Here is a 21,022-nt window from a genome sequence, read left to right on the forward strand (position 1 = left end):
CACAATAATAATGCCATGAACAATACAGCAGGTATGCCGCGTTCCGGCGATACGCAGAAAAGCATGTCGCCGCCCATCACGATCCAGGTCCTGGAGCGGGCCATGCTGTTGCTGGATATCCTGGCCAAGCACTCCGAGCCCGTCGCACTCAAGGATCTGGCGGCCGCCACCGGGCTGCATGCCTCCACCACTCACCGCATCCTGAACGATCTCGTGGTCGGGCGTTATGTCGAACGCGTCGACAGCGGCATGTACCAGCTCGGCATGCGGCTGCTGGAGCTTGGTTCGCTGGTCAAGGGCAGGCTGAACGTGCGGGACGTGGCGCTCGATTTCATACGCGAGCTGCACAGGAAAACGGGGCAGACCGTCAATCTGGCCATCCAGCAGGGCGACGAGATCGTCTATATCGAGCGCGCCTGGAATGAGCGCTCGGGCATGCAGGTGGTGCGTGCGGTGGGCGGCCGGGCGCCTCTGCATCTGACCTCGTCGGGCAAGCTTTTCCTGTCGGTTTCCGATCCCAGGCAGGTGCGGGCCTATGCCGTGCGCACCGGCCTGCCTGGCACCACGCGCAACAGCATTACCCAGGTCGATCAGCTGGAGCGCGACCTGGCCCAGGTCAGGCGCCTGGGCTATTCGCGCGACAACGAAGAGCTGGAACTGGGTGTGCGCTGCATTGCCGCCGGGCTGTTCGACGATACCGGCAAGCTGCAGGCGGGGCTGTCCATTTCCGCGCCGGCGGAACGCATGCGCGACGAATGGATCCCTTTGCTGATATCCACGGCGCACGAGATTTCCGCTGCGCTTGGCCATGAGTCCGGCGTGACGGCCTAGAGCTCCGTATCGAGCCTGGATTTTCCCGCGCCAGCCGTCTCTCCCGGCTTGCTGGAATCATATCGCCCATCTTCTTCATTGAATTCGCCCCCTGCGATCCGGATGCTGTTCCGGATTTCAGGGGGCGGTACGTGCGGCAGCGAAAGGCTGCCTTGCATGAAGGGAAGGACGTCAGGCGTATCGCATGGCGCCTTGTGCCGGGCTTATTGCGGTTCCACGCCTGCCTTGCGGAAGACTTCCTTCCACAGCGGCAATTGCTGGTCAACATGTTTTGCCAGCGCTTCCGGGTTGGCCTGGTCGTTCAGTACGTTGGCTCCCAGGCCCGCCATGCGCTCCTTGAATGCTTCATTGGCCATGCCGTCCTGCAGCGCCTTCACGAGCTTGTCGGTGACGGGCTTGGGCGTGCCGGCGGGAGCCCAGAGGCCGTGCCAGATGCCGACCTGGAAGTCCTTGAAGCCGGACTCCTGCAACGTGGGCAGGTCAGGCAGGGTCGGGACGCGCTCGTTGCTGGTGACAGCATAGGCCTTCACAGTGCCGGCCTTGATGTGCTGGGTGGTGTTGGTCGTCTGGTCGCACATGAAATCGACTTGCTTGCCGAGCAGGTCGTTCATGGCGGGACCGGTGCCCTTGTAGGGGATGGTCAGCAGATCGACGCCGAGCGCCTGCATGAACATGGTGCCGCACAGGTGGCTGGCGGCGCCAATGCCGGCGTTGGCCAGGGACACCTTGTCGGCGTTGGCCTTGACGTACTCGACCAGTTCCTGGATGTTGTTGGCCGGGAAGTCGCTGCGGGCGATGATGGTCATGGGAACATCGACCACCAGGCCCAGAGGCTGGAAGCTCTTCTGAGGATCAAAGCCGGGAGACTTGTACAGCGACGGCGATGTCGTGAAGCCAATGTGCATCAACAGGACGTTGTAGCCGTCCGGCTTGGCGCGCGCCACTTGGCTGATACCGATGGTACCGCCGGCTCCGCCCTTGTTCTCGACGACGACGGTTTCCCCGAGTGACTGGCGCATGGCTTCGGCCAGCGAACGGGCCACGTTGTCGGTAGGACCGCCCGCGGAAAACGGAACCACCATATTGATGGGGTGGTCGGGGTATTTGTCGTCTGCATGCGCAGGCGCGGCGAGCAGAGTGCCTGCGGCAATCAGAGGGGCAAAGGATTTGAGGTAGCGTTTCATTGGGTCTCCGAGAAATCGAGTTCTTTGTAAGAGCTTTATTGTTGGCGGGGCGCATTGGAACCGCAGCGCCGCCGGACTGCATCGGCCGTATGGGCCGATCTGGTGCTATCGATCATCTGGCGGTGCAACAGGGTATTGATGTCCCGCCATATGAAAAGTCTACGGGAAAAGCGCGGCATATGCCTTTCAGGTTTACCCGGATTCGGCCCTGTGGCAAATATGGTTTTTGATGTATATCAAGCCTTTGGTTTCCAGCATTCCGCCAATTTTGTTGCATTGCAGCAAAATTGCTTGACATACGCTTTGTCGGCGGTTAAATTTGTTTTTGTGCAATGCAGCAAAACGAAGGCTGTGCCGTTGCATGGCAGTTGTACCAGGCAGTCTTGCCGGCGCGTCGATAAGCGCCGCAAGGCGGATGATTCACCAGGCCTTCGCCCATTCCACCTCTCTGTTCAATCAAGCGCCGGTCTGTGTCCGGCCTGTAAAAAAGGAATCATCATGAGCGCAATTCCCCAAATCCTGGCCAGCCAGAAAGCTTCGCTGGACCAATTCCTGGCAGTGCAAACCTCGTTCTTCAACGGCTTCGAAAAGCTGGTCGACCTGAACCTGAAGGTCGTCCGCGCTTCGCTGGAAGAAATGTCCCAGAAGTCCCTGGAAGCCTCCGAGCTGAAGGATGCCCAGGAAACCCTGGCATTCACGTCCGGCCTGGTGCAGCCCGGCACGGAAAAGGCCCTGGCCTACGGCAAGCATGTCTACGACATCCTGTCGGGTCTGCAGGCCGATCTTTCCAAGCTCAACGAAACCCAGGCTGCGCAAGTGCAGAAGCAGCTGTCCGACGCCATCGAGCAGTTCGCCCGCACGGCTCCTGCCGGCTCCGAAGGCGCGGTTTCCCTGCTGAAGTCGTCGCTGGCAACCGCTACCAACGCCTACGAGTCCGTCTCCAAGGCCGCCAAGCAGGCAACGGATGCCGCCGAGTCGAACCTGACCGCCGCCGCCAACGCCACGATCAAGGCTGCGACCGACGCCGCCGAAGCCGTGGCCGTCAAGCCCACGACGCGTACCCGCCGCGGCAGCGCCGCCTGATATCCGTCCGGCGCGGCGCCAGCCGCCGCATCTGCCCGACGGCAGGCGAAGGATCCCGCGACAGCGGGCTCCGAATCCGCAAAACCCCGTGCTCACCACAAGAGTCCGGGGTTTTTCTCTTTTACCGCTGGGCCGCCCCTAGGTATAAAGGCGCCCCCTTGGGGATGAGCCCGGACCCAGGACAGTCCACTGCGGACTGTCCTGTGCCTGGCGAATCCAAGCGGCTTGCAAGCCGCGCGGTGGGGCGCAAGCCGGAGGCGCAGCGTGGGGGTTGTCTCTTTTATCTAGGGGCGGCATACAATGTCGTAGTCATGCACCGAACCGGTCCTATCCATGCAACCTCTTGTCCCCGTCCATACGATTCTTTCCCGGCTGCGGCTGCGTCAGCTGATGCTGCTGATCGCGCTGGAAGAGCACAGCACGCTGAATCGAGCGGCCGACCATTTGGGCATCAGCCAGCCGGGAGCCACGAAGGCGCTGAACGAACTGGAGGCCCTGTTCGGCACCAAGCTGTTCGAGCGCACGGCACAGGGACTGACGCCCAATGAGTTCGGCCGCTGCGTCACGCGCTATGCGCGCCTGATCCACAGCGACCTCTACCATATGCGCGAAGAGTTCGCGAGCATCCGCCAGGGAACGGGAGGCCGCCTGGCCGTGGGAGCGATCAGCGGCGCCATTCCCTACGTGTCTTCGCTGCTGTCCAGGCTCAGCGTGGCGCATCCCGAAGTGGATGTGTCCATCATCGAAGGCACCAGCGATCAACTGCTGGGCCATCTGGACGAAGGACGGCTGGAGCTGGTGTTCTGCCGCACCGCGGTCAGCCAGCACGAACAGAAGTATCAGAGCCTGGAGGAGTTCGGCGAGCAGATGGCGCTGATCGTCAATCCGCGCCATGCGCTATGCAGCCAGCCGTCGGTCGCGCTGCGGGACCTGGCGGGCCTGCGCTGGGTGGTCTATCCGGCGGGCATGCCCATGCGTATCGAGCTGGAGCGTGCATTCGCGCAGGCCGGGCTGGATTTTCCGTCCAGCCTGATCGAGACATCGTCCGCCCTGTCGCGGCTGTACCTGGTGCATGAAAACACTGCGCTGGTGGCCCAGACGCCTTACCGGATCGCCAAGTTCGGCATGAAGCTGGGCATGGCCGTGCGCCTGCCGCTGGAAATCGAATCCCGCAGGCTGTCCTATGCGCTGGTCAAGCGCAAGTCCGCCGTGCTTTCGGCCGCGGCCCAGCTGTTCCTGGGCATATTGCGCGACGCGCAGGCAGAGGCCCAGCCGCAGAGCCAGCCCGCGCCGGCGGGCATGGCGCCGGAAGCTTCGGGCCATGCGGCTGCTCCGGCGGATTGCCAGGCCTCCGGCGAAGCTGGCCCGCACGCGGGGCGCGAGATGGACAAGCTCCGGCCGTAGAGGAAATCAGCACTTATTTGTCTTGTTGTTTGTACAGGATTTTGTACAATGAATGAATTGAACTTGGAAGAGCTGTAGGCTCTTTAGATCGTGAAACCGTAAGGTGGGGATGTATCCATGAACGTTTTGACATTCAGCGAGGCGCGTGCCGGCCTCAAGCAGGTGATGGACGACGTTTGCGCAGATCATGAGCCTGCGGTGATCACGAGGTTGCGTGGTGATCATGTTGTCATACTGTCGCTTGCGGACTACAACAGCATGTCGGAAACTCTGCACTTGTTGAGTAGTCAGAAAAACGCGCGGCGCTTGCAGGAAAGCATCCAGCAACTGAACGCGGGGCGCATAGCGAGCAGGAACCTTGTCACCGATGCAGCAGAAACAAAAGAACAAATCGGCAGCGAAGCAAGGGCTGATATGCTGGACTGAGCATGCCTGGGATGAGTACCGATACTGGCTGAAAACCGACCGGGAGAAAGTCGGGCGGATCAATGCGCTTATAGAGGACTGCCAAAGACACCCCTTCTTGGGCATGGGCAAGCCGGAGCCGTTGAAGGGGACATTGTCCGGGTACTGGTCAAGACGCATCGACAGAGAGCACCGCCTGGTCTATCTGGCGGAAGACGGCAATCTTTACATCATCCAGTGCCTATATCATTACTGAGGCGTGCTAATCCTGCATATGGCTCCGCGCAGCTTCTTACACCAGGAACAGCGTGGCCAGTCCCAGAAAAATGAAGAAGCCCAGCGAATCCGTGGCAAAGGTCAGCAGGACCGAGGAGCCGACGGCGGGGTCGTTGCCGAAGCGGTCGCGCAGGATGGGGATCATTACGCCCAGCGCGGCGCCGATGAGCATATTGCCGATCATGGCCGCCATCATGACAAGCGCGATGGCGAGTGAACCGGAGATGATCCAGGCAAAGAGTCCGGCCACCAGGCTGCCGCACATGCCCACCATGAAGGTGACCAGCAGTTCGCGCTTGACCAGTTGCCAGACATTGCGGCCCGTGACGCGTCCGACAGCCAGGGCGCGGATGATCATGGTCATGGTCTGGTTGCCCGAGTTGCCGCCGATGCCGGCGACGATGGACATGAGAAACGCCAGGATGACGATGTGGCTGACCGTATCCTCGAAGCGGGAGGCGACCAGCGACGCCACGGCGGCCGTGCAAAGGTTGATCAGCAGCCAGGGTGCGCGGTTGCGCAGGGCGCTGACGACGGGTGCGAAGATATCCTCTTCCTGAAGGCCGGCGCGCGACAGTTCCTGTTCCTGGGAGTCTTCCTGGATGACGTCCACGACCTCGTCGATGGTGACGCGGCCGATCAGCCGGCCCAGGTCGTCCGTCACGGGGGCGGACACTAGGTCATATCGCTCGAACGCGCCGGCGGCTTCCGCGTCGGAATCCAGTGGAGACAGCGCCAGGTAGTCGGTCGACATGACGTCGGACACCAGGCTCTCGGGGTCGCTGACCAGCAGCCGCGTCAGCGACAGCGTGCCGCGCAGCTTGTCCTCCCGGTCCACCACGAATACCTGGTCGGTGTGGTCGGGCAGTTCGTGGAGCCGGCGCAGATAGCGCAGCACGACTTCCAGGGTCACGTCCTCGCGCACGCGCACCATGTCGAAGTCCATGATGGCGCCCACGGTGTCTTCCGGGTAGCCCATGGCCGCGATCAGTTGCGCGCGCTCCGCGTCGGTCAGCCCTTTCTGTACTTCGGCGATGACGTCCGGGGGCAGATCGGGCACCAGGTCGGCGATTTCGTCCGCATCCATGGCGCCGGTCGCCGCGACCAGGTCCTCGTGATCCATGGATTCGATCAGCGATTCGCGGACCCAGTCCTCGACCTCCAGCAGCACATCGGCATCGTGCTCGGGATCCACCAGTTGCCAGACGACCTTGCGTTCGGCGACAGGCAGGGACTCCAGGATGAAGGCGATGTCGGACGGATGCAGGCCGTTGACGATGGCCTTGATCTCGTTTTCGTGCTGCCGATGCAACAGCCCTTCCAGCAGGTTGGAGCGCTCCTGGTCTTCGTATTGCCTGTGGGCGAGCTCCTCTATCACCTCATGGCGCTTCAGGATGGTCTGGAGCTTTTGCAGCGCCAGCTGCGCGTCCTCGGCGTCGAGACGGCGAGGGATCGTGATGGCGACGTTTTCGGGCTTGACGGAGGAGGGTTGATTCATAGGCGATCAGGGCTGTGGCAGTTGGCGCGGTGTGTGCTGCGCATCGGTGGCGACGCGGGACTGTGTGGTTCAGGCCGGGTCGGCAGCCAGGCGGCGGCGCGCCAGCTCGACCCAGTAGCTGGCGCCCAGCGGAATCAATGCGTCATTGAAATCGTAGCTGCCATTGTGCAGTGTGCACGGGCCTGGGCCGTAGCCTTCCTCCCGGTGGTCTCCCGTGCCGTTGCCGACCCAGATGTAGCACCCCGGGATCTCGCGCAGCATGAAGGAGAAATCCTCGGCGCCCATGGACGGCTGTATGGCCTGGTCCACATTGCGTTCGCCGGCAAGCTCCAGCAGCAGCTGCGCGCAGAACCGGGTTTCGGCGTCGTCGTTGAGGGTGGGCGGGTATTCGCGGTCGAATGTGATTTCCGCCGTACAGCCCAGCGCTTCGCAGGTCAGGCGGGCGATGTCGCGCAGCCGGGACTCGATCATGTCCAGGGTGGCGTCGCTGAATGTGCGCACGGTGCCGCGCAGGCTGGCTTCGGTAGGGATGACGTTGTCGGCCGAGCCGCCATGGATCTGGGTCACGCTGAGAACGGCCGGTTCCAGCGGATCGAGGTTGCGGCTGACGACGCTTTGCAGTGCCTGCGCCACCTGGACCGCCGCCATGACGGGATCCAGGCCCAGATTGGGCATGGCGGCATGGGCGCCGCGCCCTTGCACATGAATGTGGAAACGGTTGCTGGACGCCATGATGGGGCCGGCCTTGATACCGAACTTGCCGGCGGGCATGCCGGGCCAGTTGTGCATGCCAAAGACCGCCTGCATGGGGAAGCGCTGGAAAAGGCCGTCCTGGATCATGCTGCGGGCGCCGCCCAGCCCTTCTTCAGCGGGCTGGAATATGACGTAGACCGTGCCTTCGAAGTCGCGTTCCTGCGCCAGGAACCGGGCGGCGGTCAGCAGCATGGTGGTGTGGCCGTCGTGGCCGCAGGCGTGCATTTTCCCGGGTGTCCTGCTGGCATGGCCGAAGGTGTTCATCTCCTGCATGGGCAGGGCGTCCATGTCGGCGCGCAGGCCAATGGCGCGGCCATTGTCGGAACGGCCGCTGATGACGCCGACCACGCCTGTCTTGCCGATGCCGGTATGCGTTTCAATGCCCCAGCCTTGCAGCTTTTCCGCTACCAGCCGGGATGTGCGCTCTTCCTCGAAGGCGAGCTCCGGGTGCATGTGGAGGTCGCGGCGAAACGCCGTCATTTCCGAGGACCAGGCCAGAATGGGTTCGATCAGTTTCATAGGGGAACTCTCGTCAGCCAGGGCCTGTCAACAGGCTCTGGACACAGGATGTACGCCTCGCTCGGGCCAGGACGCAAGCGTAGCATCAAACAGCGCCGAACGCCCGCGCGGGGGTTCCCCGGCGGAGCGGCTTCAGGCGCCCGCAGTCTTCAGGTGGGGGCGGACCATATCGCCGAGCGCCGCGGCGATACCGGCGTTTCCCGCGCGGATATTGCCTTTGGCGGGCCAGCCCGCCTGCTCGCGCAGGTCTTCGGCAATGCCCTTGGCCTCACGCACCAGAACAGTGCCCGCCGCCACGTCCCATGGCGCCAGGCCCATTTCCCAGTATCCGTCGAAGCGGCCGCAGGCCACCCATGCCAGATCCAGCGCGGCCGAGCCCATGCGGCGTACGCCGCGCGACTGGCGGATGGCGGCGTCCAGGGTGGGCATGTATTCCGGCGCGAAGGAAAAATCGCGGAACGGCAGGCCGGTGGCCAGCAGGGCTTCACCGAGGTCTTCGGTGGCGCTGCACTGGATGCGATGGCCGTTCAGCCATGAACCGACGCCGTGCATGCCGGTAAACAGTTCTTCGCGGCAGGGGTCGTAGACGACGCCGATGACGGGCGTGTCCTCGGCCAGCACGGTATCGCCGCTGGCGATGCTGCCCGCATGGGCGATCAGCCCGATGGAAACCGCATAGTGGGGGATGCCGTGCAGGAAGTTCGTGGTGCCGTCCAGCGGGTCGATGTACCAGGTTGCCAGCCCCGCATGGCCGCCGCCCGACTCTTCCGCGACGATGCCGAGCTCGGGAGTGTGTTCCCGCAGGTGCTGCACAATGGCGCTTTCGGCCTCATGGTCAGCCTGGGACACCAGGTCGTTCAGGGATTTCTTGTCGACGATGAGTTCATTGCGCCGGTGGCTGGCGTACGACTGTAGAATGGCGGCTCCGGCGTGCGCTGCCTGGATGGCGGCTTCCAGGTACTGACTGAGGGCAAGACGGGAAGATGACATATTTCACTACCAGAAGAAATGGAATCGGCGGCCGCGGCCAGCATGGTTCTGTATTTATTGTATGTTAGCCGTATGGCGTCAATGTTACCCTTCCTGTTTGTCCATCTTCCCGCCGTGGATACTGCGTCATGAGCGCGCGGTACCAGCCGCTGGTTCCCGCCGGACTGGCTTTTGACGAAGGCGTTCCCGTCAATCTGCAGTATGGCGACGTCTATCATTCCCGCTCGGGCGCGCTGGCGCAGGCCAGGCATGTGTTCCTTTCGGGCAACGGTCTGCCGGAGCGCTGGCGCGCGCGCGACGCCTTCACCATCTGCGAGACGGGTTTCGGCACGGGCAACAACTTCCTGGCGGCATGGGAGGCCTGGCGCTCCGATCCGCAGCGTTGCCGCAGGCTGCATTTCGTTTCGTTCGAGGGGCATCCGTTTCGCGCATCCGACATGGCGGCGCTGGCGCATCGCGTGGAGGAGCCTTCCGTGCGTGCGCTGGCCGCGCAATTGGCCCAGGCGTGGCCTTTGCCCGTACCCGGCACCCATCGGCTCGATTTTGAAGAGGGGGCTGTCAGCCTGACGCTGGCATTCGGGCCGGTGCAGCGCATGGCGGCGCAGGTCCAGGCCTGCGCCGATGCCTTTTTCCTGGACGGCTTTGCGCCCGGCCGGAACCCGGACATGTGGTCCAGGGAGCTGTTCGGCCAATTGGTGCGCATGTCCGCCGCCGGAGCCACGGCCGCCACCTGGTGCAGCGCCGTGGCGGTGCGCAAGGCCTTGTCCGATGCGGGTTTCCTGGTCGGCAAGGTCCAGGGATTCGGGCGCAAGCGTGAAATGACGGTAGCATCGCTGCGGCCGAATCTGGGGCGTCCCGCTCCGTGCCGGATCGATTCCGACGCACGCGTGGCCGTTGTGGGCGCGGGGTTCGCGGGCGCGGCCGCCGTCCATGCGCTGGCGCTGCGCGGGATTCGGACCGTCGTGCTGGATCCGGTATTGCGCAACGGCGCGCATGCGGGGCATTGCGGCCACCTGGCCGCCGCCATGTCGCCGGTATTGTCGTCCGACGACGATACGCGTTCCCGGCTCAGCCGCGCTGGCGTCCTGCTGGCCGGGAGACGCTGGCGGGATTTGCCGGACGAGGCGCGTCCGCTGACTTGCGGCACGCTGGAAATCGCGCTCGATGCAGGAGATGCCCTGCGCAAGGAAGACGCCTTGCGGCAATTGCAGCTGCCGCATGAATGGGCGCAATGGCTGGACGAGGCGCAGGCGGCGGACAAGGCCGGGTTGTCGGGCGGGCATGGGGGGATTTTTTTTCCGCAAGGCAGGTTCGTACGACCGGGGCCGTTGGTGCATGCCTTGCTGTCGCCGGCGGAATGCCGCCCCGTCGCGGCGGCATCCATGCGGCACATGCCCGATGGGGCCTGGCAATTGTTGGGCGATGACGGAAAGGAAATCGTGACGGCCAGCCACGTCATCCTGGCCAATGCGGCGCAAGCCCCGGCGCTTCTGGAAGCCTCCGGAGGCAGGGCCTTGCCCAGGCTGTCGGCGATCCAGCGGCTGGCGGGACAGATCAGCCTGCTGCGCGCGGGGCCGGACGAGCCGTCGCCCAACGTGATTCTCGCCGGCAACGGCTATTGGCTGCCCGCCGACGGCGGAACCTGCGTGGCCGGCAGCACGTATGCGGAGCCGGGCGAAGCCCCCGGCGTCAGCGTGCGGGGGCATCGGGAAATCCTGGAAAAACTGTCGGTGCTCAGTGGCCTGACCGCCGGAGCCCTGGCCGGCCGCCTGATGCCCGAAAAGGGCTGGGCGGGCTGGCGCGCGGCGCTGGCGGATCATCTGCCTGCCGTCGGGCGCATGCCGGGCATGGACGGCGTATGGCTGAGTTGCGGATTCGGATCGCGCGGCCTGTCGTGGGCCCCGCTTGCTGCGGAAATCATTGCCGCCGATATCGCGGCGGAGCCGATGCCGCTGGAACGCGAGCTGCTGCGTAGGATCGCGCCGCGCTGACTGCAAGCTGGAGAACGCATCCCCGCGCTCCCGACGGGAGCCTCCCGCCATTGCCGACGTGGCGAATGCCAAGGCAGCGGCGGGGAGGCTTTCCTGGTCAGTCCACGCTGGCGCCGGAGCTCTTCACGACTTCGCCCCAGAGCGCGTATTCCTCTTCCTGGAGTTTCGCAAGCTCCGCGGAGTCGACCTTCATCAGGCGCATGCCCTGCTGCGCGAACCGTTCTTCCGTCTCCGGATTGTCCAGCGCCTTGCGCACGGTGCCGGACAACTGCTCGACAATGTCCTTGGGCGTGCCGGCCGGGGCGTACATCGCCACCCACATTTCCGCCTTGAAGCCCGGAACCTCCTCGGCGATGGCAGGCACGTCCGGCAACAGGTCGAGGCGCTGTTCGCTGGTGACGCCTAGGGCGCGGAGCTTGCCCGCCCTGATGTTTTCCAGGACGGAGGACAGGCTGCCGAACAGCACGGGAACCTGTCCTCCCAGCACGTCCGCCATGGCCGGTGCGACGCCGCGATAGGGCACGTGCTCCATTTTCGAGCCGACTTCGTGGGCGAGCATTTCCGGGATCAGGTGATTGAGCGTACCGACGCCGGCCGACGCGTAGTAGAGTTCGCCGGGCCGCTCCTTCAGCAGCTTCAGGAATTCCTGCAGGTTCTTCGCCTCGAACGAGGGATGTACCGCGAGCACATAGGGCACGACGCCCAGCCCCGCAATCGGCTCAAAGTCCTTGATCGGATCGAAGCCGGCGTTCTTCACGATCCAGGGCACGATCAACTGGTTGCTGTTGGCGGTGACGAACAGGGAATGGCCGTCGTTCTTTTCGCGACGCATGAATTGATTGCCGATGGCGCCGCCCGCTCCCGGCTTGTTGTCGACCACGACAGGCTGTCCGAGCAGGGGCGCGATCCTGTCGGCAACCAGGCGCGCCACGATGTCGGTGCCGCCCCCCGCCGCCGTGGGCGTCACGACGGTGACCGGCCCCTTGGGATAGGATGCTGCGGCAGCTTGCGCTCCCAGGACGCCGGCGGCTAGGCAGATCGCCGCAGTGCGGCGCATGAAGGTGGATGCCAGCTTTTTCATTGTGTATGTCTCCTTGGTAGTCAGGGTTGGGTTTGGGCAAGCAGCGCTTCCAGCTGTTTGCCCAGTGAGATCAGGGAAAAATCCTCATTCCACGGGCCGATCAGTTGCACACCCGTGGGCAGGCCGCCGGCGCCGGTTCGCACCGGAATGTGCAGGCACGGCCAGCCCAGGACCGTCCAGCATTTGTTGAAGGCCGGCGCGCCGGTGAAGGCATGGCCTGTGGGAGCCGGCCCCGCCGCCGGCGGCGTAAGGATATAGTCCGCGCCGCCGCTCAGGGCTTTCCAGTGCGTGCGCATTTCATGCTGCAGGGCGCACATCTCGCGATAGAGGGGGGACGGGACGTTCCAGCCTTCCTCCACGTTTTGCAGCAGGGAGGGCGTCAGACCGTCTGGACGGGTGCGCGCCACGGGAGCGAGGTTGCGGGCGAATTCGTATTTCATGATGGCGGCATGCGCGCGTGCCAGCATTTCCAGTTCACGCGATGCGTCGTGCGCGACACAGTCCGCGCCGGCGCGGCGCAGCGCGTCGACGGCCTGGTCCATCGCCATGCGGCCTTCTGGTTCGAGCACGGCCTCCGGGGACATGTCGATGATGGCGATGCGGCATTGCTCGAGCGGCCGCGCCGGCGCGGCCGGCGCCGCGGGCAGCAGGATGTCGGCGCAGCGTTCCACCCAGTCCATGTCGGCGGCATGCCATCCCAGCGTATCCAGCGATTCGCTGGTGAGCTGCATGCCTTCGCGGCTCAGCGCGCCATACGAGGGCTTGAATCCCGGTACGCCGCAGTAGGCGGCGGGCCGGATGATGGAGCCGCCCGTCTGCGTGCTCAATGCAAACGGCACCATGCCCGCGGCGACGGCTGCGGCGGAGCCGCTCGACGAGCCTCCCGGCGTATGCGCCGGATTCCACGGGTTGCGCGTAGGCCCCGGGTGTCGGAAGGCATATTCGGCGGTGACGGTCTTGCCCAGCGGAATGGCTCCCGCATTCACCAGCATGTCCACCGATGCGGCATGGAACAGGGCGGGCCTGTCATCGCTCGCGGTCGATCCGCAGCGGGTCGGCAGGCCGGCGACGTCGATGACGTCCTTGACGCCGAAGGGGATCCCCGCCAAGGGCCCGCTTCGCTCCTCGGGCGCGGGCAGTGTGCCGGGGTCGGCCAGCAGGGCCCAGGCCTGCACGGCGGTTTCTTTCCGGCGGATCAGCGCCAATGCGTGCTCCAGCGCATGAGAGGGAGCCAGGTTCCACGGACTGCGGTCGCTCGGAAAAGGAGGGACGCCCGGCGTGCCGGGCTCCAGAAGTTGCATCGTCATCGTATTCAGCCTTGCCTGCGCATCTTGCGCGTTGTTCTTGCCTGCAGGTATGTTATGGTTGGTATTGATATCAGTCCAATGCAAAATGCGGCTTTGATTATGTCAATATCAGAAATAATAAAAATGGATGGCGCCATGCTGGCTGCGTTCTGCGCCGTTGCCGAGGAGCTGAATTTCGCGCGCGCCGCCGAACGTCTCTGCATGAGCCAGCCTCCGCTGAGCCGGCGCATCCGGCAACTGGAGGATCTGGTGGGGACGGCGCTGTTCGTCCGTACGACGCGTTCGGTGCGCCTGACTCCGGCGGGCGCTTTGATGTACGAGCATGCGCGCAGGCTCACCGGCGATCTTGGCTATATGCTGGACAGTGTGCGCGAGCTGGCGCGCGGCGAGGGCGGCGCGCTGTCGATCGGAATCACGCCAAGCGCCGCGTGTTCATCGCTGGTGGAAGTGCTGCATGCGTTCCGTCACGCCCATCCCAATATCGCGCTGGATCTGCGCGAGATGGACTCCGTGCTGCTGTCGGAGGAATTGCGCTATGGCCGCGTGGATATCGCGCTGATGCGGCCGGTGGCCGCGCACGAGTCGGTCGAAATGACGGTCGTGCACAATGAGCCCCTGGTATTCATCACACGGCGCGAGAATGCGTATGCAGGCAGCCGCGTCACGCTTGGCCAGGTGCTGCGCCATCCCCTGGTCGGCTACGACAAAACATATTCGCCTTATCTGCACGGCCTGCTGGAGCAGCTTCTGGCAGGAGCCGCATCCGGGGCGCGCATCGTGCAGACCAGCCGCCTGCCTTCCATCCTCACCCTGGTGGAAGCGGGGGTCGGAGCGGCGATCGTGCCGCAGTCCATGATGCATGTCCGATCCGATACATTGCATTTCCATGCCATCGAGCCTGCGACCGGCCCGATGGCGCAGATCGTCGTGGCGCGGCCGGCGCGCGGGCGGCATCCGGCCGCGTTGGCGTTGATGGGCGCACTGCTTGCCCGGCGACAGGAGGCGGATCGCGATGGACAGCCCATGGCGTAGAGCGCCAGCGGGCATGCGCTGGAGCCCGAAATGGCGGGAAAACGGAGCGCTGGAAACAGGATGTGCGGGCGAAATATCGCGGTCCGGGGAGGGCTCCGGGAGGGAACGATTTTATTTTATGGCTCAGATACGTCAAAATAACGCTTTTTGAATGATTGGGCATACGCCCGAGGATTGCGCCGTGACGCCAAAGCTTGAACTTGATGCCCTGACGCAACTGTCCGACCCGGAATTTGCGGATGCCAGATCCTCCCGCGCCGACTTTGCGTTCGAAGCGCAGGGGCTGAGGATGTGGGTCGAGGCGCATGCGCCGGGCGTGTTTCGCATCCGATGTGGCAGCTCTGACGCGCTGAGCCCGGAAAAACCGTCGGCCCGCGCGAAAGCCCATGCCGAATGGCTGCTGGCGCGCGAAGAGGCCGTGGGAGAACTGTCCGTCAGCTCAGCGGTCAGCGAGGACGATTGCGGCTGGCTGCTGGCGCAGGGCGATGCGGTCCTGAAGGTCCTGTGCAATCCTTTCCGCCTGGAGCTCTGGCTGTCCGGCGAACTGGTCTGGCAGTCGTGGTCCCTCGCGCAAGGCGAAGGCCCCGAGGGCCGGGCGTGGCAGCTCGGCATCGATCTGGATCCCGATGAGGCCGTCTACGGGCTCGGCGCGACGCCGGGCGAGCTGGACCGCCGCGGTCAGCGGCTGGTATCCGACCTGCGCGACTCGCGCGCGCTGCCTCTGGCCTGGAGTCCGCGCGGATGGGGGCTGTACTTCAATACGCTGGGCCGACTGGTGCACGATGTCGCCTGCGATGACGAGCAGGTCTATCGGGTGCAGTTCCACGGCAATGTGCTCGATGTCTTCCTGTTTGCCGGCGAGCCGTCGGAAATCATCAACCAGTATTCCGCCCTGACCGGTCGCGCCGGCCAGCCGGGCCTGTGGCCGATGGGCGTATGGCTGGAACAGACGCCGGGCCAGACGCTGGACGATGTGCTGCGCATCGCTGCCGGCCTGCGCGAGGAGCGTTATCCGTTTGACGCGCTGCAACTGGCCGCGCCGGCCGTCTATGGCTTCCAGCAGGACAAGCCCGGCTTCGAGTGGAATGCCGCGCGCATTCCCGATGTCAGGGCCGCGCAGCAGAAGCTGCAGGCCTTGTCGCTGCAGATGGCGGCGCCTACGTTCCCCGGAGTGCTGCAGGGCACGGAGCTGTTCGACGAGTGGGAGGATCGCGGCTGGCTGCTGATCGACGACGAATCGGGTGAGGCGCATGTGTTCGCCGGCAATGACGTGACCGGCGGCAAGCCGTTCGGCCTGCTGGACCTGACGCACAAGGATGCCTACAGACTCTGGTCCGAGCGGCAGCGCCAGGCCGTGGACGAAGGCCTGGGAGCTCCCGTCTGCTTGGCCCAGTTGGACATCCCGGACGGCATCACGGCGCGTGGAGGCGAAACGGGTTCCGTCCTCAGGACGATCTATCCGATGCTGGCGCGCAAAGCCCTGTTCGATGCCGTGGCCGGCCATCGCACGCCGCAGGAAGGCGTCATTCTCAGTACCGACCTGTTCCCCGCGGTGCAGCGCTTCGCCTGGCAACAAGGGCCCGACGTCACCAACGACTGGGCGGGAGCAGAGCACAGCCTGCGCACTGCGCTGGCATTGGGCAACAGTGGCGTTCCCGCGCAGATGCACCGGCTGGGCTCGGCCGGCGCACCGCTCGACGGCATGACGCCGGAACTCTATGTCCGCTGGCTCGCCATGAGCGTGTTTTCCGCCAACTTCAGCCTGCAGGCGACCGAGGCGCTGCTGCCGGGCTCTTTCGACGAGGCCACGCGCGAGCTGGCGAGGCATTGGCTGCAATGGCGCTATCGCCTGACGCCGTATGTGCTGGGCATCATCGAGGACGCCGTGCGCACCGGCCTGCCGGTGCAGCGCTCCATGGCGCAGGCGTTCCCGGCGGATCCGCAGGCGCATGTCTGGGACACGCAGTATCTGCTGGGGCCGGCGCTGCTGGTGGCGCCGGTGCTGCAGCCCGGGGAGCAGACGCGCGTGTATCTGCCCGCGGGCGAAGCCTGGTGGGACCTGAACACCGGCTGGCGCTACGAGGGCGGCACGGCGCTCAACGTCACTGCGGGCCTGGATACGCTGCCGATCTTCGGCCGGGAAGGGCACATGCTGTGCCTGGGACCGGTGGCGCAGCATACCGGCGAGTTCAATTCCGCGCGCCTGCTCGACGAGGTCTGGATGTTCGGCATGCCGGAGCACAGCCCCGTGGTCATGCGCAACAAGATCCGCGTCATGCAGATGCAGGGCTCCAGCTACATCAAGGGCCTGGAAGGATTGCGCATCCTGCCGTCCGAAGGGCTGGAGGTCAAGCGGCGCGGCGCCGAAGTCCGCATCTCGCGCGCACGCTGATCTCGTTCTACAATCGGAGTATCGCAACCGGGCACATCCGCCTCAGGCGGGTGTGCCGTGTTTCTTTTCATTTCGGAATTCAAGGTCATGGCACAGTCATCCGCTTCGCAAATCAAGGTAGGCATCGTTGGGGGCACGGGCTACACTGGCGTGGAACTGCTGCGCCTGCTGTCGCAGCATCCCAATGCAAAGCTGCAGGCCATTACCTCGCGCTCGGAAGACGGCATGCCGGTCGCACAGATGTTTCCCAACCTGCGCGGCAAGGTCGACCTGAAATTCCAGACGCCGGAGCAGGCCGGCCTGGAGTCCTGCGACGTGGTGTTCTTTGCGACGCCGCATGGCGTCGCCATGAAACAGGCGCAGTCCTTGCTGGATCACAATGTGCGCATCATCGACCTGGCGGCCGACTTCCGCCTGCAGGATACGGCAGCGTTCGAGAAGTGGTACAAGATGCCGCACAGCTGTCCCGACATCCTCGCGGAGTCCGTCTACGGTCTGGTGGAACTGAACCGCGGCCGCATCGCGGACGCCCGCGTCATCGGCAACCCCGGATGCTATCCCACCACCGTCCTGCTCGGCTTGGCGCCGCTGCTCGAAGGCGGGAAGCCGCTGGTCGACGAAAGCCGCATCATCGCCGACAGCAAGTCGGGCGTCTCCGGGGCGGGCCGCAAGGCCGAAGTCAGCACCCTGTTCTCCGAGGCGGGCGACAACTTCAAGGCATACGGCGTGGCTGGGCATCGCCACCATGTGGAGATCAGCGAGCAGCTCCAGAAGCTGGCTTCCGGCCGTCAGGTCGGGCTGACCTTCATACCGCACCTGGTTCCCATGATCCGCGGCATGTTCTCCACCATCTATGCCAGCATCCTGCCGGAGGCGCTGGATACCGACTTCCAGGCGCTGTTCGAGAAGCGCTACGCCAACGAGACGTTCGTCGACGTCCTGCCTGCCGGAAGCCAGCCCGAAACGCGCTCCGTGCGCGGCTCCAATGCGCTGCGCATCGCAGTCCATCGCTCGGGCAACGGCGACCAGCTCGTCATCCTCGTGGTGCAGGACAACCTGGTCAAGGGCGCAGCGGGCCAGGCGGTGCAGAACATGAACCTGATGTTCGGCCTGCCGGAGTCCGCGGGGCTGGAGCACGTCGCGCTGCTGCCCTGATTCCTGCAGGGTGTTGCCTGCGCCTTACACAGCTGCTGCCCTTGCGGGGCGGCAGGTGCTATAGTTGATGCATGATTGTGCCGTTTCGACGGCAATGGAGTTTCTATGAGTACGGTAATGGAAATCGTCGATCTCGATGCGCCTCCCGCACCGCTGATCTTTACTGACGCCGCCGCCGCAAAAGTGAAAGAGCTGCTTGACGAAGAAAACAACCCTGACCTGCGCCTGCGCGTGTTCGTCCAGGGCGGAGGATGCTCCGGCTTCCAGTACGGCTTCACATTCGATGAAACCGTCAACGATGACGACACCACCATCGAGAAGAATGGCGTGCAATTGCTGGTCGATCCCATGAGCTTCCAGTATCTGGTCGGCGCTGAAATCGACTACAAGGATGACCTGGAAGGCTCCCAGTTCGTCATCCGCAACCCCAACGCAAGCACGACTTGTGGTTGCGGGTCTTCGTTCACGCCCTGATTTGACCACGCGCCCAAGCGCAAGCCTCGTCGTTCACGACGAGGTCAAGCGAGGCAGTGTTCATACGGCGCCGCAGGCGCCCCCGTATTGTGACGAGGAAGCTCCCGACTTCAGGCGGGAGTGACTCACTTAGGGTTTCGGAGCCTTTGTCCCGCCGGCTCAGGCGGGGTAAAGGCATCCGAGAATGCGCTCGCCGCGGGCGCCGGTCACCGCAGCGAGGTTGCCTGGAGCATGCAGGACATGCGCCCGGGCAAGCCAGGCAAAAGCTACCGCCTCCATCTGTTGCACCCCCACGCCATGATCGTTGCTGAGGCTGACAGGGCAGGGCAGGAGGCTTTCCAGTTCGCCGACCAGGCCGCCGTTGAGGGCGCCTCCGCCGCACAGCACGACTTCTTCGATCTTGTCGCCCCAGTCGCGGATGGCCTGGGCGATCGTGTGCGCCGTCAGGCTTTGCAGCGTGGCCTGTACGTCCTGCGCGGCCAATGCGCCGAAGGATGACAGGCGCTGTTCCAGCCATGCCATATTGAACAGATCGCGCCCGGTGGACTTGGGCGGCGCCTGGCGCAGCCAGGGCTCGCTCTCCATCAGGTGCCGCAGCAGTCCCGGGTGGCTGATGCCGCCGGCGGCCCAGGCGCCGTCCTGGTCGAAAGACTGGCCAGTATGGCGCTGGGTCCAGGAGTCGAGCAGCATGTTGGCGGGCCCGGTATCGAAGCCGGTGGTCGGCTGCCCGGGATGCAGCAGGGAAACATTGGCGATGCCGCCCAGATTGACGACGGCCAGGCTACGGGACGTGCCAAAGAGCCACGCATGGAAGGCGGGGACCAGCGGAGCGCCCTGGCCGCCGGCAGCGATATCGCGCGAGCGGAAATCCGATACGACGGCAATGCCCGTCTGTTCGGCCAGGCGGGCCGGGGCGTTGATCTGGATGGTATAGCCTTGCGCGGGGTTGTGCCTGACGGTTTGTCCGTGGGCGCCGATGGCGCGGATATCGGAGGGTGTCGCGCCTGAATCTTCCAGCAACTGGCGCACGGCCTGGGCGTAAAGATCGGCCAGCGCATTGGCGGCCAGGCTGCCACGGGCGAGTTCGTTGTCGCCGGGCTGGTTCAGGGCAAGAAGCTCGGCGCGCAGCGCCGGCGGCATGTCGAGGGAGACGCTGGCCAGGCAGCCAGGCCTGCCGGCGGTATCGAGATCGACCAGCACCCCGTCCACGCCGTCGGTGCTGGTGCCGGACATCAGGCCGATGAACAGACCGTCGCCCCGGGGTGCCATGGCGAGGCGGGCGTCAGCGGCTGGCGACCTGGGCGGTTTCGCCCGGAATGGCGCGAGCCGATGCCAGCAACTGGAAGTGGCCCTGGTACTGGTTGCTGACCTTGTTGAATGCCAAGCGGTCGCCGCCTTCCAGCGTGCTGGCGATGGGCAGATCCACCGATTGCGGATTTAGCTGCTTGCCGTCGACGCGGATCTCGTAGTGCAGGTGGGGTCCCGTGGCCCATCCGGTTGCACCGACGTAGCCGATCAACTGGCCCTGCTCGACGCTGTCGCCTTTTTTCAGGCTCTTGGCGAAACGGCTTTGATGGGCGTAGACGGTGGAGTACTTGCCGTGGTGCTTGATGATGACTACGTTGCCGTAGCCGCGCTGCCAGCCGATGAACTCGACGGTGCCGTCCGATGTGCTGTGGATGGGTGTGCCCGAGGGCGCAGCGTAGTCGATGCCCTTGTGCTGGGCGGTATAGCCGTGCACGGGATGCTTGCGTGTGCCGAAGGTGGAGCTGACGCGGGTGAACTTGAGCGGCGCGCGCAGGAATGCGGCGCGCAGCGAATTGCCCTTGAAGTCGTAATAGCCGCCGCTACCGTTTTCGGGCTTGAACCAGATGGCTTCATGGGTGCGCGAGCCGTTGGTGAATTCGATGCCCAGGATACGGCCGGAGCCGACGGATTGTCCCTGATGGGAATAGGTTTCGTAGACGATGCGGAACGTGTCGCCCTGGCGGATGTCGCGCAGGAAGTCGACCTTGCTGCCCAGGATGTCTGTCATCTGCATCGTGATGCTGTCGGGGATGCCCGCGGCATCGGTGGCGCCGAATAGCGAATTGACGATGGTGCCCTCGGAAACCCGGATCTCGGTATCGGCAGCGGCGAATTCTTCGCTGGCCGAGAAGCCGCCTTTGCCGTCGGGCTTGATCTCGAGCCATTTGCTGACGGTCTGGCCGTCTTCGATGGCGCTGGGAGTATGGTTGTAGCGCAGCCAGGCCAGGGAGCCTTCGCTGTCGAGGCCGGCGTGGAAGCTGCGGCCGGGATACAGCTTGTAGACGGAACGCGCGCTCTTGTCGTGCGTCAGGAAGGGCAGCAGGCCGCTTTCGCTGACGTTGAGGCGTTGCAGGACGTCGGCCAGCGTGTCTCCGCGGCGGATTTGCGTGGTCTGGATGAAGGGGGAGGATTCAGCGGAGGGTTCGGCGGCGAGGCTGGCGTGGAAGCTTTCCGGCAGGGGCAGGATCTGCCGCGCCTGCTGGATGATCGGCAGATTGCCGTCGGCGGGCTGGACCACGGCCAGCGCGCCAGCGGCGCCGAACATGCCGAGCGCCATGGTAATCAGCGTTTTACGAATAATGGAAGAGGCACGGTGTCCCGCTTGGGCTAAGCCTGCGGC

The 21,022-nt window shown here is 64.6% G+C and carries 18 protein-coding genes; 10 read left to right on the forward strand and 8 right to left on the reverse strand.

Annotated features, from left to right (window positions below; translation table 11 throughout):
- Positions 1-15 precede the first annotated feature (15 nt).
- Complete coding sequence (locus EV686_RS08200) at positions 16-831, forward strand: IclR family transcriptional regulator (protein WP_132475451.1); 816 nt, start codon at positions 16-18, stop codon at positions 829-831.
- A 203-nt stretch (positions 832-1,034) separates the two neighbouring features.
- Here EV686_RS08200 and EV686_RS08205 read toward each other — a convergent pair whose 3' ends face one another.
- Positions 1,035-2,015, reverse strand: coding sequence for a tripartite tricarboxylate transporter substrate binding protein BugD (locus EV686_RS08205; protein ID WP_132475454.1), 981 nt, complete (start codon positions 2,013-2,015; stop codon positions 1,035-1,037).
- Positions 2,016-2,513: 498 nt separating this feature from the next.
- Between EV686_RS08205 and phaP the strand changes: the two genes are divergently transcribed.
- The 4 genes from phaP (at position 2,514) to EV686_RS08225 (ending at position 5,163) form a co-directional block, all read left to right on the forward strand.
- Positions 2,514-3,098 (forward strand): TIGR01841 family phasin, encoded by a 585-nt coding sequence (gene phaP, locus EV686_RS08210; protein WP_132475457.1) that lies wholly within the window; start codon positions 2,514-2,516, stop codon positions 3,096-3,098.
- Positions 3,099-3,431: 333 nt separating this feature from the next.
- Entirely contained in the window at positions 3,432-4,502 is a 1,071-nt protein-coding gene (locus EV686_RS08215; protein WP_132475460.1) for a LysR family transcriptional regulator, read from the forward strand.
- A 117-nt stretch (positions 4,503-4,619) separates the two neighbouring features.
- Positions 4,620-4,928 carry a type II toxin-antitoxin system Phd/YefM family antitoxin gene (locus tag EV686_RS08220; protein WP_132475463.1) on the forward strand — a complete coding sequence of 103 codons (309 nt, stop codon included), beginning with the start codon at positions 4,620-4,622 and terminating at the stop codon, positions 4,926-4,928.
- The gene (locus tag EV686_RS08225; RefSeq protein ID WP_132475466.1) at positions 4,870-5,163 is read left to right on the forward strand and encodes a Txe/YoeB family addiction module toxin; all 294 of its coding nucleotides are present in this window, start codon (positions 4,870-4,872) and stop codon (positions 5,161-5,163) included. Before EV686_RS08220 ends, EV686_RS08225 begins: the two co-directional genes overlap by 59 nt.
- Before the next feature lie 36 nt (positions 5,164-5,199).
- Here the strand turns inward: EV686_RS08225 and mgtE are convergent, their stop codons facing one another.
- The 3 genes from mgtE to EV686_RS08240 form a co-directional block, all read right to left on the reverse strand.
- Positions 5,200-6,681: a magnesium transporter gene (gene mgtE / locus EV686_RS08230; protein ID WP_132475469.1), complete on the reverse strand. Its 1,482-nt coding sequence runs from the start codon at positions 6,679-6,681 to the stop codon at positions 5,200-5,202.
- A gap of 69 nt (positions 6,682-6,750) precedes the next feature.
- The gene (locus tag EV686_RS08235; RefSeq protein WP_132475472.1) at positions 6,751-7,953 is read right to left on the reverse strand and encodes a M20 aminoacylase family protein; all 1,203 of its coding nucleotides are present in this window, start codon (positions 7,951-7,953) and stop codon (positions 6,751-6,753) included.
- Between the two features lie 132 nt (positions 7,954-8,085).
- On the reverse strand, positions 8,086-8,943 hold the full coding sequence (locus tag EV686_RS08240; RefSeq protein WP_132475475.1) for an inositol monophosphatase family protein: 858 nt from the start codon (positions 8,941-8,943) through the stop codon (positions 8,086-8,088).
- A 128-nt stretch (positions 8,944-9,071) separates the two neighbouring features.
- Here EV686_RS08240 and mnmC point away from each other — a divergent pair, with 128 nt between their 5' ends.
- Entirely contained in the window at positions 9,072-10,934 is a 1,863-nt protein-coding gene (mnmC, locus tag EV686_RS08245) for a bifunctional tRNA (5-methylaminomethyl-2-thiouridine)(34)-methyltransferase MnmC2/FAD-dependent 5-carboxymethylaminomethyl-2-thiouridine(34) oxidoreductase MnmC1 (RefSeq protein ID WP_132475478.1), read from the forward strand.
- A gap of 97 nt (positions 10,935-11,031) precedes the next feature.
- Here the strand turns inward: mnmC and EV686_RS08250 are convergent, their stop codons facing one another.
- Both EV686_RS08250 and EV686_RS08255 read right to left on the reverse strand, forming a co-directional pair.
- Positions 11,032-12,015, reverse strand: a complete 984-nt coding sequence (locus EV686_RS08250) for a Bug family tripartite tricarboxylate transporter substrate binding protein (RefSeq protein ID WP_243650798.1) — start codon at positions 12,013-12,015, stop codon at positions 11,032-11,034.
- A gap of 20 nt (positions 12,016-12,035) precedes the next feature.
- Positions 12,036-13,322 (reverse strand): amidase, encoded by a 1,287-nt coding sequence (locus tag EV686_RS08255; RefSeq protein WP_132475481.1) that lies wholly within the window; start codon positions 13,320-13,322, stop codon positions 12,036-12,038.
- A 135-nt stretch (positions 13,323-13,457) separates the two neighbouring features.
- Here EV686_RS08255 and EV686_RS08260 point away from each other — a divergent pair, with 135 nt between their 5' ends.
- From EV686_RS08260 to erpA, 4 genes are all read left to right on the forward strand, one after another.
- Complete coding sequence (locus tag EV686_RS08260; RefSeq protein WP_165972546.1) at positions 13,458-14,354, forward strand: LysR family transcriptional regulator; 897 nt, start codon at positions 13,458-13,460, stop codon at positions 14,352-14,354.
- Positions 14,355-14,535: 181 nt separating this feature from the next.
- Positions 14,536-16,746: a glycoside hydrolase family 31 protein gene (locus tag EV686_RS08265; protein WP_377747962.1), complete on the forward strand. Its 2,211-nt coding sequence runs from the start codon at positions 14,536-14,538 to the stop codon at positions 16,744-16,746.
- A gap of 87 nt (positions 16,747-16,833) precedes the next feature.
- On the forward strand, positions 16,834-17,901 hold the full coding sequence (argC, locus tag EV686_RS08270) for an N-acetyl-gamma-glutamyl-phosphate reductase (protein WP_132475490.1): 1,068 nt from the start codon (positions 16,834-16,836) through the stop codon (positions 17,899-17,901).
- A gap of 105 nt (positions 17,902-18,006) precedes the next feature.
- Positions 18,007-18,375, forward strand: a complete 369-nt coding sequence (erpA, locus tag EV686_RS08275) for an iron-sulfur cluster insertion protein ErpA (protein ID WP_132475493.1) — start codon at positions 18,007-18,009, stop codon at positions 18,373-18,375.
- A 159-nt stretch (positions 18,376-18,534) separates the two neighbouring features.
- Here the strand turns inward: erpA and EV686_RS08280 are convergent, their stop codons facing one another.
- Positions 18,535-19,644, reverse strand: coding sequence for an anhydro-N-acetylmuramic acid kinase (locus tag EV686_RS08280; RefSeq protein ID WP_132475496.1), 1,110 nt, complete (start codon positions 19,642-19,644; stop codon positions 18,535-18,537).
- A 13-nt stretch (positions 19,645-19,657) separates the two neighbouring features.
- Complete coding sequence (locus EV686_RS08285) at positions 19,658-20,947, reverse strand: M23 family metallopeptidase (RefSeq protein WP_243650799.1); 1,290 nt, start codon at positions 20,945-20,947, stop codon at positions 19,658-19,660.
- Positions 20,948-21,022: the final 75 nt, after the last annotated feature.

This window comes from Paracandidimonas soli (assembly GCF_004342005.1).
Taxonomy (GTDB): Bacteria; Pseudomonadota; Gammaproteobacteria; order Burkholderiales; family Burkholderiaceae_B; genus Paracandidimonas; species Paracandidimonas soli.